11 protein-coding genes are annotated in these 16,017 nt (G+C 49.5%); 8 read left to right on the forward strand and 3 right to left on the reverse strand.

Annotation, left to right across the window (positions count from 1 at the left end):
• Window positions 1-3: 3 nt before the first annotated feature.
• The 3 genes from gap to edd form a co-directional block, all read right to left on the reverse strand.
• Window positions 4-1,008, reverse strand: a complete 1,005-nt coding sequence (gene gap, locus Q0V82_RS14525) for a type I glyceraldehyde-3-phosphate dehydrogenase (RefSeq protein WP_297576882.1) — start codon at window positions 1,006-1,008, stop codon at window positions 4-6.
• 219 nt (window positions 1,009-1,227) lie between these two features.
• Complete coding sequence (gene eda / locus Q0V82_RS14530; protein WP_226764114.1) at window positions 1,228-1,854, reverse strand: bifunctional 4-hydroxy-2-oxoglutarate aldolase/2-dehydro-3-deoxy-phosphogluconate aldolase; 627 nt, start codon at window positions 1,852-1,854, stop codon at window positions 1,228-1,230.
• A 187-nt stretch (window positions 1,855-2,041) separates the two neighbouring features.
• Window positions 2,042-3,865 carry a phosphogluconate dehydratase gene (gene edd / locus Q0V82_RS14535; RefSeq protein WP_297576883.1) on the reverse strand — a complete coding sequence of 608 codons (1,824 nt, stop codon included), beginning with the start codon at window positions 3,863-3,865 and terminating at the stop codon, window positions 2,042-2,044.
• 311 nt (window positions 3,866-4,176) lie between these two features.
• On the opposite strand from edd, the gene zwf reads away from it, so the two are divergent.
• The 8 genes from zwf to Q0V82_RS14575 all read left to right on the forward strand — a co-directional run bounded on the left by zwf (window position 4,177) and on the right by Q0V82_RS14575 (window position 15,914).
• The gene (gene zwf, locus Q0V82_RS14540) at window positions 4,177-5,625 is read left to right on the forward strand and encodes a glucose-6-phosphate dehydrogenase (protein ID WP_297576884.1); all 1,449 of its coding nucleotides are present in this window, start codon (window positions 4,177-4,179) and stop codon (window positions 5,623-5,625) included.
• A 103-nt stretch (window positions 5,626-5,728) separates the two neighbouring features.
• The gene (gene pgl, locus Q0V82_RS14545; RefSeq protein WP_297576885.1) at window positions 5,729-6,427 is read left to right on the forward strand and encodes a 6-phosphogluconolactonase; all 699 of its coding nucleotides are present in this window, start codon (window positions 5,729-5,731) and stop codon (window positions 6,425-6,427) included.
• An 89-nt stretch (window positions 6,428-6,516) separates the two neighbouring features.
• On the forward strand, window positions 6,517-7,362 hold the full coding sequence (gene hexR, locus Q0V82_RS14550; protein WP_226764110.1) for a transcriptional regulator HexR: 846 nt from the start codon (window positions 6,517-6,519) through the stop codon (window positions 7,360-7,362).
• Between the two features lie 55 nt (window positions 7,363-7,417).
• A complete protein-coding gene (pgi, locus tag Q0V82_RS14555; RefSeq protein WP_226764109.1) occupies window positions 7,418-9,064 on the forward strand; it encodes a glucose-6-phosphate isomerase in 1,647 nt (548 codons plus the stop codon).
• 93 nt (window positions 9,065-9,157) lie between these two features.
• Window positions 9,158-11,818, forward strand: a complete 2,661-nt coding sequence (gene aceE, locus Q0V82_RS14560; protein ID WP_297576887.1) for a pyruvate dehydrogenase (acetyl-transferring), homodimeric type — start codon at window positions 9,158-9,160, stop codon at window positions 11,816-11,818.
• A gap of 102 nt (window positions 11,819-11,920) precedes the next feature.
• On the forward strand, window positions 11,921-13,543 hold the full coding sequence (aceF, locus tag Q0V82_RS14565) for a dihydrolipoyllysine-residue acetyltransferase (RefSeq protein ID WP_297576890.1): 1,623 nt from the start codon (window positions 11,921-11,923) through the stop codon (window positions 13,541-13,543).
• 113 nt (window positions 13,544-13,656) lie between these two features.
• Window positions 13,657-15,441, forward strand: a complete 1,785-nt coding sequence (lpdA, locus tag Q0V82_RS14570) for a dihydrolipoyl dehydrogenase (RefSeq protein ID WP_297576888.1) — start codon at window positions 13,657-13,659, stop codon at window positions 15,439-15,441.
• A 287-nt stretch (window positions 15,442-15,728) separates the two neighbouring features.
• A complete protein-coding gene (locus tag Q0V82_RS14575; protein ID WP_297576889.1) occupies window positions 15,729-15,914 on the forward strand; it encodes a hypothetical protein in 186 nt (61 codons plus the stop codon).
• The last annotated feature ends 103 nt before the right edge of the window (window positions 15,915-16,017 follow it).

The raw sequence follows: 16,017 nt of genomic DNA on the forward strand, positions 1-16,017 counted from the left end.
GACTTATTTAGTCGCCATAACGCGAACCATTTCCAGCACTTTGCTTGAATAGCCCCATTCGTTGTCATACCAAGCAACCAATTTAACGAAGGTTTTATCCAAAGCAATACCGGCATCAGCGTCAAACGTCGAGGTGCATGCTTCGCCACGGAAGTCAGTTGATACCACTTTATCGGTGGTGTAACCCAACACGCCCTTCATTGCGCCTTCAGAAGCCGCTTTCATTACCGCGCAGATTTCTTCGTATGAGGCTTCTTTGTTTAACTCAACCGTCAAGTCAACGACCGACACATCCGAAGTTGGCACACGGAATGCCATACCGGTTAATTTGCCTTTGATTTCAGGAATCACCACGCCAACGGCTTTTGCAGCGCCAGTTGATGAAGGAATGATGTTTTCCAAAATACCACGGCCACCGCGCCAATCTTTGTTTGATGGACCATCAACGGTTTTTTGCGTTGCAGTCGCTGCATGTACCGTGGTCATCAAGCCACGTTTGATACCGAAATTGTCGTTAAGGACTTTAGCAATCGGTGCCAAGCAATTGGTGGTGCATGAAGCATTAGAGATAATGGCTTCACCGGCATACGTTGCGTTATTCACGCCGTAAACAAACATCGGTGTATCGTCTTTGCTCGGCGCAGACATGATGACTTTTTTCGCGCCAGCAACTAAATGCTTCTCGCAAGTTTCTTTAGTCAAAAATAGGCCAGTTGCTTCAACCACAACATCCGCGCCAATTTCGCCCCATTTCAATTCTGCAGGATCTTTGACTGCGGTCAGGCGAATTGTTTTGCCATTCACCACCAATTGGCCATCAACAACCGCAACATCACCTTTGAATTTGCCATGCACTGAATCGTGCTTAAGCATATAAGCTAGGTAGTCTGGCTCAAGCAAATCGTTAATACCCACGATTTCAATATCATTGGCAAAGTCATAAATAGCTGCGCGAAACACCATACGGCCGATGCGGCCAAAACCATTGATACCAACTTTAATAGTCATGAATCATCTCCAGAAAAGAAATCAAATAAATCGGGACGACTAAGCATGCACCAATCAGAATAGGAGTGCCATTGCGCCACGACAAAGACCATGCAAAAAATACAAATTCACCGCGATACCCGCACAGCGCGCACCGCAATCAACACAGAGCCAGCACTATATAGATAAAGCCAGCAGGATTAACAGCTAGGCAAAACGCCTAGCGATAATCATTAACTGTTACTCAGGACGCAAAGCAGCAGCTTCACGCGCTAGCGCAGTAATGCCAGCCCAATCGCCTTTGGCAACCATATCTTTCGGGGCCAACCAAGAGCCGCCAACACAGCCAACATTGGGCAAGGCCAATAATTTAGGCGCTGACTCCAAGCTCACACCGCCAGTTGGGCAGAATAAGATTTGTGGCAATGGACCGCCCATGGCTTTGAGCATACCTAAGCTACCCGCTTGTTCAGCTGGGAATAACTTCATGGCATCAAAGCCTTCTTCAAGCGCAGCAATCGCTTCAGATGGCGTCATCACGCCAGGCAATAATTGAATACCGCAAGCACGAGCCGCAGCGGCTAATTTAGGCGTCAAGCCTGGCGTTACCGCAAATACGGCACCAGCGTCTTTTGCTGCTTGGAATTGCTCTGGGCGAACCACGGTACCCACGCCAACAATCGCACCCGGTACGTTGTCAACAATTGCTTTCACCGCAGCCAATGCAGCTTCGGTACGTAAAGTCACTTCTAAGACACGGATTCCGCCGTCAACCAAGGCTTGTGCCAAAGGTACTGCGTGTTCCACGTTTTCGATTACGAGCACCGGCATAACCGAGCACGAGCGCATGATGTCACGAATCTGCATTTTTAACTCTTCCGTTTTACGTTATAAAAATAAGCCATCAAATAAAACACAGCTCAAATAAAGCATAGAGTATATCGATCCAAACCAATCAAATCATGACCTAGATCGACATACCGTCAGATATAACCAGAACTACACATACCCAATCGCCAGTGCACAGCCATCACCGCACACCAGTACCATTGGTTTAATGCGCCAAGCCCATGCTAATCGCACCTTCTTCAGCACCAGTCGCATTTTGACGGAAAGTCGCGAATAACTCGCGGCCCATGCCGTGTTGATTTTTACTTAGATCCGCTGTCACCACTTCGCGTGCAGCCCATTCAGCAGCATCAACTTGTGCTTCCAGCACGCCGGTTTCGGCATTGAGCAAAATCATATCGCCAGTGCGCACTTTACCTAAAGCACCACCCGATACCACTTCTGGCGTAATGTGAATTGCAGCCGGCACTTTGCCCGACGCGCCCGACATCCGGCCATCGGTCACCAGTGCCACTTTGAAACCACGATCTTGCAACACGCCCAATGGTGGCGTGAGTTTATGTAGCTCTGGCATACCGTTAGCACGTGGACCTTGGAAGCGCACCACCGCAATAAAATCACGCTCAAGCTCGCCGCGTTTAAAGGCTGCAATGACGTCTTCTTGATCGTCAAACACAATCGCTGGTGCATGCACCACGCGGAATTCAGGGGCTACTGCCGAAGTTTTAATCACCGCACGACCTAAATTACCTTGCAGCAATTTAGTGCCGCCATCGGCTTGGAATGGATTGGCGACGGTGCTCAACACCTCGGTATCACCGGCAACCGTTGGCGCATCACGCCACACCACAACACCATTATCCAAGAATGGCTCTTGGGCATAATGGCGCAAACCAAAGCCAGCGGCAGTCCACACATCGTTGTGCAACAAACCAGCGTCGAGCAATTCACGAATCACATAACCCATGCCACCAGCGGCGTGGAAGTGATTCACATCGGCCGCGCCGTTTGGATAGACCTTGGCCAACAACGGAATGATGCCTGACAAATCACTAAAATCGGACCAATCGATCATGACACCCGCAGCACGGGCAATCGCGATCAAGTGAATCGTGTGGTTGGTAGAGCCGCCGGTCGCCAGCAAACCAATAATGCCGTTAATGATGGTTTTTTCGTCAACCACTTTACCGACTGGAATAAATTCATTACCCAGTGACGTAATTTGCGCTGCGCGCTTGGCGGCAGCCACAGTCAATGCATCACGCAATGGCGTGCCTGGATTAGTAAACGCTGCGCCTGGCAAATGCAGACCCATGATTTCCATCAGCATTTGATTGGAGTTGGCGGTACCAAAGAAAGTACAAGTACCCGCACCGTGGTAAGAGCCCTCTTCGGATGCCAACAAGGCATCGCGGCCTACTTTGCCTTCAGCAAAAAGCTGACGAGTGACGTTTTTTTCTTTATTTGAAATACCGCTAGTCATTGGACCGGCGGGTACAAAAATCGTGGGTAGATGACCAAACTGTAATGCGCCGATCAACAGACCCGGAACGATTTTGTCGCACACACCAAGACATAAAGTCGCATCAAACATATTGTGCGATAAAGCCACGGCCGTTGACATCGCGATCACGTCACGGCTAAACAAGGACAGCTCCATTCCAGCTTGACCTTGCGTCACGCCATCACACATGGCTGGCACGCCGCCAGCAAACTGCGCCGTTGCGCCCACTTCGTGCGCGGCACGTTTAATCAGTGCTGGAAAAGCTTCAAATGGCTGATGCGCCGACAACATTTCGTTGTATGAAGACACAATCGCCAAATTAGGCTGACGCATTTCACGCAACATGATTTTGTCGGTCTCTGGCATTGCAGCCCAAGCATGCGCCTGATTGGTACAGGCTAAACCTTTACGCACCGGCTCTTTACTTGCAGCGAGCTCCATACGTGCTAAATAACGACCACGAGACGCTTTACTGCGTTCAATAACACGTTGTGTTACTTCGACCAGACGAGGATGCAATGTCATACGGAACTCCGGATAGGCTGAGGGATCAGCACTCAGCTAAAATGCTTATGAAATTTGGCGTAGTTTTACTACAATCAGCGCGCCAGAGCAACCCAAAAAGTTCGCCTGACGCTCGCGCTGCAATGCAACATTGGTGTTTAGTACCATGGACTTGACGCACAAAATGGTAAAAATACCTATAAGGAAAAACTTAAAATCTAAATTCGTTTGCACCGTCATTTAGGCATGTAGTAAGATTACAAAGCTTACTTTGTTAACCTGTATCATTTAGGTGCCTATTAACTCCTCTTACCTAGGAAGGATTTGCTGCAATGAACCCGATCGACGCTTTCGACATGGTATTTTTTGGCGGCACTGGTGACTTAGCCTTGCGCAAGTTACTGCCGGCACTTTACCACCAACACCAAGACGGCAACCTTCCAAAAGAGGGCCGAATTATCTGCTTAGGCCGCAGTCCTTCAGACACGGCGAGCTATACCGCTAAGGCACAAAGCAAAGCCAAAGAATTTTTGGGTAGCCACTATAACGAAGCCGATTGGGCTCTGTTTGCAGAACGCATCGAATACTTTAAAGTCGATGCGCACACCCTCAGCGACTTCGAGATTTTAGCTGAAGCACTGAATGTTTATCCAAATCGTAGCCGTGTATTCTACCTCTCAACTGCGCCAGATTTCTTTGCTCCGATTGCAAAAAATTTAGCTGAAGTTGGTCTTAACCAAGGTAATTCACGCGTCGTACTCGAGAAACCACTTGGCCACGATTTAGAATCTTCGAATAAAATCAACGACGAAGTCGGCGAATACTTCCAAGAACAGCAAATTTACCGCATTGACCATTACTTGGGTAAAGAGCCAGTTCTGAATTTGATTGCATTGCGTTTTGCCAACACTTTGCTTGAACCGCTATGGCGCCGCGAATGGATTCGCGACGTACAAATCACCGTCACCGAACAAGTTGGCGTCGAAACCCGTGCGGATTTTTATGACAAAACCGGTGCACTGCGCGATATGGTGCAAAACCATCTGTTGCAACTACTAACGATTGTGGCAATGGAGCCGCCAGCGTCGATTGATGCTGATGCAGTTCGTGACGAAAAACTCAAAGTATTGCGTGCACTCAAACCGCTCACACCTGAAAACGTGCACAACAAAGTGGTTCGCGGTCAGTATCGTGCCGGCGCTGTTGGCGGCAAAGCCGTTCCTGGCTATCAAGACGAGCCTGGCGTTCCTGCTGGTTCGAAAGCGGAAACCTTTGTGGCCTTAAAAGCCGAGATCGAAACTTGGCGTTGGGCTGGCGTGCCGTTCTTTTTGCGTACGGGTAAACGCTTGCAAGAGCGCCAAGCTGAGATCGTGATTAATTTCCGCGCGGCACCGACGTCGATTTTTGGCAAAAACATGCAAGCGAACCGCATGGTGATTCAATTACAACCGGATGAGTCAGTTCGACTTTACCTATTGGCCAAAGAGCCCGGTCGTGAACGTTTGCGCGAAGTGTATTTGGACTTGGATTTCAAAGAAACCTTCGCGACTCGTAGCCCAGAAGCATATGAGCGTTTGTTGATGGATGTCATCAAAGGCGATCTATCGCTGTTTGTGCGTCGTGACGAACAACGTGCTGCATGGCGCTGGGTTGAGCCAATTATCGAGAGCTGGGAAAACAGTACTGAAGGCCCGAAAGCCTATACGGCCGGCACTTGGGGTCCAGCAGCATCTTCTGCCTTGTTATCTCGCGACGGTTTGTGCTGGCACGAAGAATCTTGATCTGCAACAAACCTTAAAGAGTTTCCCTAATTTTTGACTAGATATGTCAAAATTGGGGAAACTCCGTATTGCATTGCACAATTATAAATCTGGAGATCCACGCATGACGTTGCAATGGCATGAGTTCACAAGTAAAGACGAACTCGACCTTAAACTCGCCCAATCCATTGCCCAGCAACTGCAAGCGGCGATTAACGAACGCGGCTCAGCCAGCTTGGCCGTATCGGGTGGCCGTACCCCGGCGGGCATGTTTAAAGCCCTGCGCACCAGTAAGGTTGATTGGTCAAAAGTAATCATTACCTTGGTGGATGAACGCTGGGTACCGATTGATCACGCCGATAGCAATGAACGCCTAACGCGCGAAAATCTGTTGCAAGACAATGCCGCCGCAGCGCAGTTTATTTCGATGGTGAACGATGCCGCAACGCCACACGCCGGCCTAGCAGGTATTGAAGCGCAGCTTAAACAAATCAAAGCCCCTATCGATATACTCATCCTAGGTATGGGTGACGACGGCCATACTGCGTCTTTGTTTCCTCAAGCTGCCGAACTCGAAGCCGCCTGCGCCTCGACCGACTGGGTGGCAGCAGTTACCCCGCCGGTTGCACCGCATTTACGCATCACCCTCACTTTGCCGACGATTGCTAAAGCACGCAATCTCTACGTCCACATCACCGGCGAAAGTAAAAAAGAACTATTGCAACACGCCATGCAAGAGCAAAAATCACTGACCGAGCAATATCCAATTCGCCGTGTACTCGATCAAAGTGATCACCCCGTGCAGGTTTATTGGACTACCTAAGTGAATCGTTTTTTCTTTAACTTTTTTCTATCAACGCCAGAGCAGCCCTGCTGCTTGGCGTTATTGCGTTTGATTGAGGGCGCTAAATAATGCTCGAACGAATCAAAGCAGTACTCGAAACCTTATCTAAATCTGAGCGTAAAGTGGCTGATTTAGTGCTGGCGCAACCCAATTTAGTGGCTAATGCACCGATTGCCCAGATTGCCGATCTAGCAGCGGTTTCTCAGCCGACGGTGATTCGCTTTTGTCGTTCACTCAATTGCTCTGGATTGCAAGACTTCAAATTACGCCTGACGCGTAGCTTGGTTTCTGGCGTGCCGTATGTGCATTCGATGGTCTCGGCCGATGACTCAGCACACGATTTGGCCAAAAAATTATTCGACAATAATATTTCTCATCTACTGCGTTGCCGCAATGAACTCGATACCGATGTGCTTGAAAAAGCAATCAAAATTTTATCGAATACGCCAAAGATTGAAGTTTGGGGCCAAGGTCAGTCCGGCGCGGTCGCGATTGATGCGCAAAATAAATTTTTCCGTCTTGGCGTGCCAACGGTGGCTTATACCGATCCGCATATGCACGGCATGAGCGCATCGATGCTTAAACCGGGTGATGCGGTGATTGCGGTGTCTAATTCGGGCCGCACTTTAGATATGCTGCGCTCAGTTGAGATTGCGCGTGATTCCGGCGCGGATGTGATCGGCATTACCCATTCCAAATCACCGATGGCCAAGCGCTGCAATATTTGTCTTTATGCCGACACCATGGAAGACCCTGATTTATATACACCGATGATTACCCGCATCGTGCATTTGGTGATCATCGATGTTTTGGCCGTCGGCGTAGCCCTCAAACGCGGCCCAGAGCTGATCGATCAGCTCGAGAAAATGAAACGCAATATGAAAGAAAAACGAGTTCGTGGACATGAGCACTAAAAAAATTCGCCCTCACACGACAATACCTGCAAGCGATCAACAAGGAACGATTCCGATGTCTAACCTAACCTCTTCTCCTGCTTGGCTGGCACTCGCCGAGCATTTTAAAGAAGTGTCACCGATGCATATGCGCGATTTATTTAATAATGATCCGCATCGTTTTGAAAGGTTTTCACTTGAATCGGGTGGTCTATTTTTTGATTATTCAAAAAACAGAATTACCGAAAAAACCATGAGTCTACTCATGGACTTAGCACGTCAATCGGGCTTGGTCGATCGCATTGAAAGCATGTTTTCTGGTGAAAAAATCAATACCACCGAAAACCGTGCGGTACTGCACACCGCATTACGTAATTTAGACCGCACGCCGATCATGGTCGACGGCGAAGACGTGATGCCTAAAGTGAATGCAGTGAAAGAACAAATCGGCGTGTTCTCTGACAAAGTTCGTTCCGGCGAATGGCAAGGCTACACCGGTAAACCGATTACCGACATTGTGAACATCGGCATTGGTGGCTCTGATTTGGGCCCGCTGATGGTCTGCCAAGCACTCAAAGAATACGGCCACGCTCGCTTGACCATGCACTTTGTTTCCACCGTTGATGGCGACCAAATCGTCTCGACCCTCAAGCAGCTTGATCCAGAAACCACGCTATTTATTGTTGCGTCAAAAACCTTTACCACCCAAGAAACCATTACCAATGCGCGCACCGCCCGCAAATGGTTCTTGTCGAGCGCGCTCGAAGAAAAACACATTGCTAAACACTTTGTTGCCGTCTCAACCAATAGCAAAGCGGTGGCTGAATTTGGTATCGACATCAACAATATGTTTGAGTTTTGGGATTGGGTTGGCGGGCGTTACAGCCTGTGGTCAGCGATTGGCCTGCCCATTGCCATTTACTTGGGCAAGCATAACTACCAAGATTTGCTGCATGGTGCGTACACCATGGATCAGCACTTCCGTAGCAAACCACTCGAGCAAAATCTGCCGGTCATTATGGGGATGCTCGGCATTTGGTATGCCAACTTTTTTGATGCCACCACGTATTTGATCTCTCCCTACAATCAATGCCTGTCGCGCTTTCCGGCCTACTTGCAACAATTGGATATGGAATCAAACGGCAAGTCGATTGATCTCGATGGCAATCGCGTTGATTACGCCACCGGCCCTGTGGTTTGGGGTGATGCAGGTATTAACGGCCAGCACGCATATTATCAAATGCTGCATCAAGGTACCCAGCTACTACCGATTGATTTTATTGCGACCATCGAGCATCCGGATATTCCTGAGCCGCACAGCACCATTTTGATGGCCAATGTGTTTGCCCAAACTGAAGCCTTTATGCGCGGTAAGAACGAAGCTGAAGTACGCGCCGAGCTCGACAAGGCCGGCATTACTGGTGAAGCCCAAGAAAAACTTGTGCCGCACAAGATTTTCAAAGGCAATCGCCCAACCAATACCATTTTGATGCAACGCCTGACGCCACGTCGTTTAGGTGCGCTGATTGCCCTGTACGAACATAAAGTATTCGTGCAAGGCACCGTATGGAATGTCAATTCCTACGATCAATGGGGGGTTGAACTTGGCAAACAATTGGCTAAAGCCATCGAAGCCGATTTAACCACCCCAGGTTTGACGCACTCGCACGACGCATCAACCAATGGCTTAATTAATTATTACAAGCGGAACACCCCGCGCTAAACCAAAAGGGCGACTACTCGTCGCCTATTTACGAACGATATCCGAACCGATCATCGGATGTGTACCACACCACCACTCACAAGGTAGATACAAATGGCAGAGCAACTCAATGACCATGATCCACAAGAAACTAAAGAATGGCGCGATGCTTTAGCAAGCGTCATCGAAACAGAAGGCGCTGAACGCGCTCATTTCTTAGTGGAACAGTTGGTCGATCACGCCCGTCAAGACGGTGTCAATATTCCGTACACTGCGACCACTGCTTACATCAATACCATTCCAGCGCACTTACAAGCCAAACATCCAGGCAACGCGCATCTTGAAGAGCGTATTTTGTCGTACACCCGCTGGAATGCGGCGGCAATGGTGGTTAAAGCCAATCGTTTTGATGGTGATTTAGGTGGCCACGTTTCTTCGTTTGCCTCTGCGGCTACTTTGTATGATGTGGGCTGGAATCACTTCTGGCACGCTGCTGACGAAAACCACGGTGGTGACTTAGTTTATATCCAAGGTCATTCAGCGCCTGGCGTTTACGCGCGTGCTTTCCTTGAAGGCCGTATCTCTGAAGATCAACTGAATAAATTCCGTCAAGAAGTTGATGGTGGCGGTTTGTCGTCTTACCCACACCCATGGTTGATGCCTGATTTCTGGCAATTCCCAACCGTATCAATGGGTCTGGGTCCATTGATGGCGATCTACCAAGCGCGCTTTATGAAATACCTCGATGACCGTGGCTTCACGCAAAAAGGCGATCGTCACGTATGGTGCTTCTGCGGTGATGGTGAAATGGATGAGCCAGAATCACTCGGCGCGATTTCACTCGCGGGTCGTGAACACCTCGACAATCTGATTTTTGTGATTAACTGCAACTTGCAACGTCTGGACGGTCCAGTGCGCGGTAATGGCAAAATCATCCAAGAACTCGAAGGCGACTTCCGTGGTTCTGGCTGGAATGTAATTAAAGTCGTTTGGGGCACAGGCTGGGATGCGTTGTTGGCACAAGACAAAAAAGGCTTGTTGCAAAAACGCATGATGGAAGTCGTTGACGGCGAATATCAAACCTACAAATCAAAAGATGGCGCTTATGTTCGCGCGCATTTCTTTGGTGCTTACCCAGAATTGCTCGATCTAGTGTCGAGTATGTCCGATGACGACATTTGGCGTCTGACTCGCGGTGGTAATGATCTGTACAAAGTGTACGCAGGCTATAAAGCGGCGGTACAACACAAAGGTCAACCCACCCTATTGCTGGTTAAAACCGTAAAAGGTTTTGGTCTAGGTACGGCTGGCGAATCACAAAACGTAGCTCACAACACGAAGAAATTAGCCAATGACGATTTATTGAACCTGCGTGATCGCTTCAATATTCCATTGACTGACGAACAAGCGGCATCATGCACGTTCTACATGCCACCGGCCGATTCTCCAGAATTGAAATACATGCACGAGCGTCGCACTGCTTTAGGTGGCTTCTTGCCTAGCCGTAAGCCAGTAGACGAGCCACTCGAAGTGCCAGGTTTAGATCTATTTAAAGGTCTGCTTGAGTCTTCTGGTGAGCGTGAAATGTCGACCACCATGGCTTTCGTGCGTATTTTGACTGCCTTGGCCAAAGACAAGAAAATCGGTAATCGCGTTGTACCTATCGTTCCGGATGAATCACGTACCTTTGGTATGGAAGGTTTATTCCGTCAACTCGGTATTTGGTCACACGTAGGCCAATTGTACGAGCCACAAGATGCTGACCAATTGATGTTCTACAAAGAGTCAAAAACTGGTCAAATCTTGCAAGAAGGGATTAACGAAGCTGGCGCGATGTCCGATTGGATCGCGGCATCAACTTCTTACGCCAACCACGGCGTCACCATGATTCCGTTCTACATCTACTACTCAATGTTTGGTTTCCAACGTATCGGTGACTTGGCTTGGGCAGCAGGCGACTTGCGCGCACGCGGTTTCTTGATTGGCGGTACTGCGGGTCGCACGACATTGAATGGCGAAGGCTTGCAGCATCAAGACGGCCACGGTCACTTGTTTGCCGAATTCATCCCAAGCTGCGTATCGTACGATCCAACGTTTGCCTATGAATTGGCGGTGATTGTACAAGACGGTATGCGCCGTATGTACCAAGACCAAGAGAACATCTATTACTACCTATCAGTCATGAACGAAAACTACACCCAGCCGGCCATGCCAGCAGGTGCAGAAGCGGGCATTCTGAAGGGCATGTATATGTTCCAAGAAGGCCCGAAAGACGCCAAGCTCAAAGTGCAATTGATGGGTTCAGGCACGATTTTCCGTGAAGTGATCCAAGCTGCGGCATTACTTAAAGCTGATTTCGGTATCGAATCTGATATCTGGGCCTGCCCAAGCTTTAACGAATTGCGCCGCAATGGTATGGCGGCTGAGCGTCACAATATGCTCAACCCAATGGGTGAACAAGCCGTGCCATACGTGACCCAATGCTTGACTGGCCGCCAAGGTCCTGTGATCGCTGCAACCGATTACAAACGCGCCTTTGCCGATCAAGTTCGCGAATATGTGCCAGGTCGTTACGTGGTTCTTGGCTGCGATGGTTTTGGTCGTTCTGACTCACGCAAACAATTGCGTAAGTTCTTTGAAGTCGACAGCTTCTACGTTGCGGTTGCCGCAATTAAAGCTTTGGCTGACGAAGGCAAGATCGGTAAAGAGAAGGTACTTGAAGCCATGGAAAAATATGGCATCAACCCAGCGAAACCAGCCCCTTGGACAGTGTAATCGAGTGAGTCGTTCTTGCTGGGTATAACCCAGAAAACCAAGAACGATCAGAGGGCGAGGCCTATACCTCGCCCCTAACTCTCACCCACACAGGATTTGATGATGAGCAATTTAATTGAAGTAAAAATTCCAGACATCGGCGGGCATGCTGGTGTTGATGTGATCGAAGTCTTCGTCAAAGTTGGCGACACGATCGAAAAAGAACAATCTTTAATCGCACTTGAAACCGACAAAGCGACGATGGAAGTACCGTCAACGCACGCCGGCGTAATTAAAGAAATGAAAATCAAAGTCGGCGATAAAGCCTCTGAAGGCGACGTGGTATTGTTGCTCGAAGTCAGCGAAGCGGCGCCTGCGCCTGCTGCAGTCGCACCGGTGGCTGCCGTGGCTGCTGCGCCAGCTGCTGCTGCACCAGCGACTAGCGGTGGCGTGGTTGAAGTGAAAGTACCCGATATCGGCGGCCACGCTGGCGTTGACGTGATTGAAGTGTTTGTTAAAGTCGGTGATGTCATCGAAAAAGAACAATCACTGATCGCACTTGAGACTGACAAAGCCACCATGGAAGTGCCATCAACGCACGCCGGCGTAGTGAAAGAAATCAAAATCCAAGTCGGCAGTAAAGCGTCGGAAGGCGATGTGATTTTATTGCTTGAAGTCGCTGCAAGCGCTAGCGCACCAGCAGCGATCGTTGCCGTTGCGGCTCCTGCTCCTGCCTCAGCAGCGCCAGCACCAATCGCTGCAGCCCCTGTTGCCGTAGTGACTGCTGCGCCAGCAGCCAGCACTGCAGTGAATGAAGTGACTTTTGGCAAAGCGCATGCTTCGCCATCAGTGCGTAAATTCGCCCGTGAACTCGGTGTTGATTTAGGCAAAATCAGCGGTAAAGGCCCGAAAGGCCGCATCTTGCATGAAGACGTGCAAAGCTTCGTTAAATCCGTTATGACCAGTGCCGTGGCGTCGTCGCTAGCGGCACCAGCGGCAGGCTCAGGCATTGGCTTGGAATTGCTGCCTTGGCCAAAAGTAGACTTCGCCAAATTCGGCCCGATCGAAAGCAAGCCATTGTCAAAAATCAAAAAGATTTCTGGCGCCAACTTGCATCGCAACTGGGTAGTGATTCCGCACGTGACGTTTAACGACGAGTGCGATATCACCGAATTGGAAGACTTCCGCAAAACCATCGGTAAAGAATGGGAAAAAAGTGGCCTTAAATTGTCGCCACTGGCTTTCATCATCAAAGCTGCTGCCGAAGCACTCAAAGCCTTCCCAGAAATGAATTCATCGCTCGATGGCGATAATTTAATTCTGAAGCAGTATTACAACATCGGTTTTGCTGCTGATACGCCCAATGGCTTGGTGGTTCCCGTTATTAAAAACGTGGATCAAAAAGGTCTCAAGCAAATCACCAAAGAATTGACTGAATTGTCGGCTTTGGCGCGCGACGGCAAGCTCAAACTCGCCGATATGCAAGGCGCGACATTCACCATTTCTAGCCTCGGCGGCATCGGTGGCACCAGCTTTACGCCCATCGTGAATGCACCTGAAGTGGCGATCTTGGGCGTGTGCAAATCGCAAATCAAACCGATTTGGAATGGCAAAGAATTCATGCCACGCCTGATGTGCCCACTGTCGTTGTCGTTCGATCACCGCGTGATCGACGGCGCACAAGCCGGTCGTTTCACCGTGCTCTTGGGTAAATTGTTGTCGGATGTTCGTCGACTGGTGCTGTAAGCAGCCTGTAGGGTGGGTTAGGCGGTCTGTTGCCGTAACCCACCAAACCCTCGCGCAATATGGTGGGTTACGCCGATGGCTAACCCACCCTACAGAACTCACAGGATTTTAAAATGAGCAATACGATTGAATTAAAAGTACCCGATATCGGCGGCCATGCTGGTGTTGATGTGATTGAAGTGTTTGTTAAAGTCGGCGATACCGTCGCCGTTGAAGACAGCTTAATCGCACTCGAAACCGACAAAGCAACAATGGAAGTACCGTCAACGCACGCAGGCGTCATCAAAGAAATGCGTTTGACTGCAGGCAGCAAAGCGTCAGAAGGCGACGTCATCGCTATCTTGGAAATCACGGCTAGTGTAGCGGCTCCCGCTGCAACCGTATCTGCCGCAGCGCCTACGCCGGCAGTATCAGTTCCAGCACCAACTGTAGCGCCAGTTGCAGGGCAATACACCGGTAAAGTCGATATCGAATGCGATATGTTAGTCGTTGGCGCTGGTCCTGGCGGCTATTCTGCAGCGTTCCGTGCTGCTGACTTAGGTATGAAAGCCGTGATTGTTGAGCGTTATTCAACACTCGGTGGCGTCTGCTTAAACGTCGGTTGTATTCCATCGAAAGCCTTGTTGCACAATGCAGCAGTCATCGATGAAGTATCGCATATGGCCAAAAACGGCATTAAATTTGGCGCGCCAGAAATCGATATCGACGCACTACGTGGCTACAAAGACCAAGTGATCAACAAGCTCACTGGCGGCCTCGCAGGTATGGCTAAAATGCGTAAAGTTGAACACGTTCGTGGTCTTGGCACCTTCTTGGATGCCAATCACATGGAAGTTCAAGTCACCACCGGTACTGGCCAAGCATTATCTGGCGAGAAAAAAGTGGTTAAATTTGCGCAAGCGGTGATTGCCGCAGGCTCACAAGCGGTGAAACTACCGTTTATTCCGAACGATCCACGCATTATTGATTCAACTGGCGCCTTAGAGTTGAAATCAGTGGTGAAACGGATGCTCATCATTGGTGGCGGTATTATCGGCCTAGAAATGGGTACGGTTTACTCAACTCTGGGTGCGCGTTTAGATGTGGTTGAATTGTCAGACGGCTTGATGCAAGGCGCGGATCGTGACTTGGTGAAAGTGTGGCAAGACTGGAATAAACATCGCTTTGACAACATCATGCTCAGTTCGAAAACCACCTCGATCGTGCCAAAAGATGATGGTGTTTGGGTGACGTTTGAAGGTCCGAACGCCCCAAGCGATGCACAATGCTACGATTTGGTATTGTATTCGACGGGTCGCTCGCCGAACGGTAAGAAAGTGGGCGCTGAGAACGCAGGCGTGATTGTGGACGAGCGCGGCTTTATCGTCGTTGATAAACAGATGCGTACCAATGTGGCCAATATCTTCGCGATTGGCGATTTGGTCGGTCAACCGATGCTGGCACACAAAGCGGTTCACGAAGCGCACGTTGCCGCTGAGAACGCCGCTGGTCATAAAGCCTACTTCGACGCACGCGTGATTCCTGGCGTCGCTTATACCGACCCTGAAGTGGCCTGGGTGGGTCTGACCGAAGATCAAGCCAAGAAAGACGGCATCAAGATCACCAAGGGCGTATTCCCTTGGGCCGCTTCGGGTCGTGCGATTGCCAATGGCCGCACCGAAGGCTTCACCAAGCTGATTTTTGATGCAGAAAATGGCCTCATTTTGGGTGGTGCAATTGTTGGCCCACACGCTGGCGATATGATTGGTGAAATCTGCCTTGGCATCGAAATGGGCGCAGATGCAGTCGATATCGGCAAAACCATTCATCCTCACCCAACCATGGGCGAGTCGATTGGGATGGCCGCCGAAGTGGCAAAAGGCGTTTGTACTGATTTGCCGCCACAGCGCAAAAAATAAATCGCTGTTATGCAACAAAAAAGCCACGATATTCGTGGCTTTTTTTATACACTCGCATTTAAAACGATGAATGGCTAAATGATTAATCATCAATGAAAACAGATATTTGCCGCCCAAAGCAGAGCAAATACATCAATTGCCGTCGCCTCTTGGCAAATTTTGCCGATATGGCGGCCAATACCCCGCCCAAAAGCGATATTAGCCAATCAAATATACGTATATTCCGCATTGCAACATGGCACGCGTCTTGCAATACTTGATTCACAGTGTTGCAAGGAGTAATTCAGATGGCCAGCTATCAACTCAAGTCTCATATGTCGACTGGTGTTCAACAAAAACCAGCAGAGCAACTGAGCGATGAAGTGACTGCACAACTACAGCATTATTTAGAGCTCTGTGCCAGCTTGCGGATTGATTTCTACGACTGCCTTGCACATGCGCGCATTGAATATGATAAAAATCGTCGGCATTAAATTTTAGGCAAAAAAAAGCACTCAAATGACTGAGTGCTTTTTTATCTATTGGCGTTCCCACGGGGAATCGAACCCCGGCCGCCGCCGTGAAAGGGCAGTGTTC

It is taken from the genome of uncultured Deefgea sp. (genome assembly GCF_947072475.1).
In the GTDB taxonomy this organism is placed as follows: domain Bacteria; phylum Pseudomonadota; class Gammaproteobacteria; order Burkholderiales; family Chitinibacteraceae; genus Deefgea.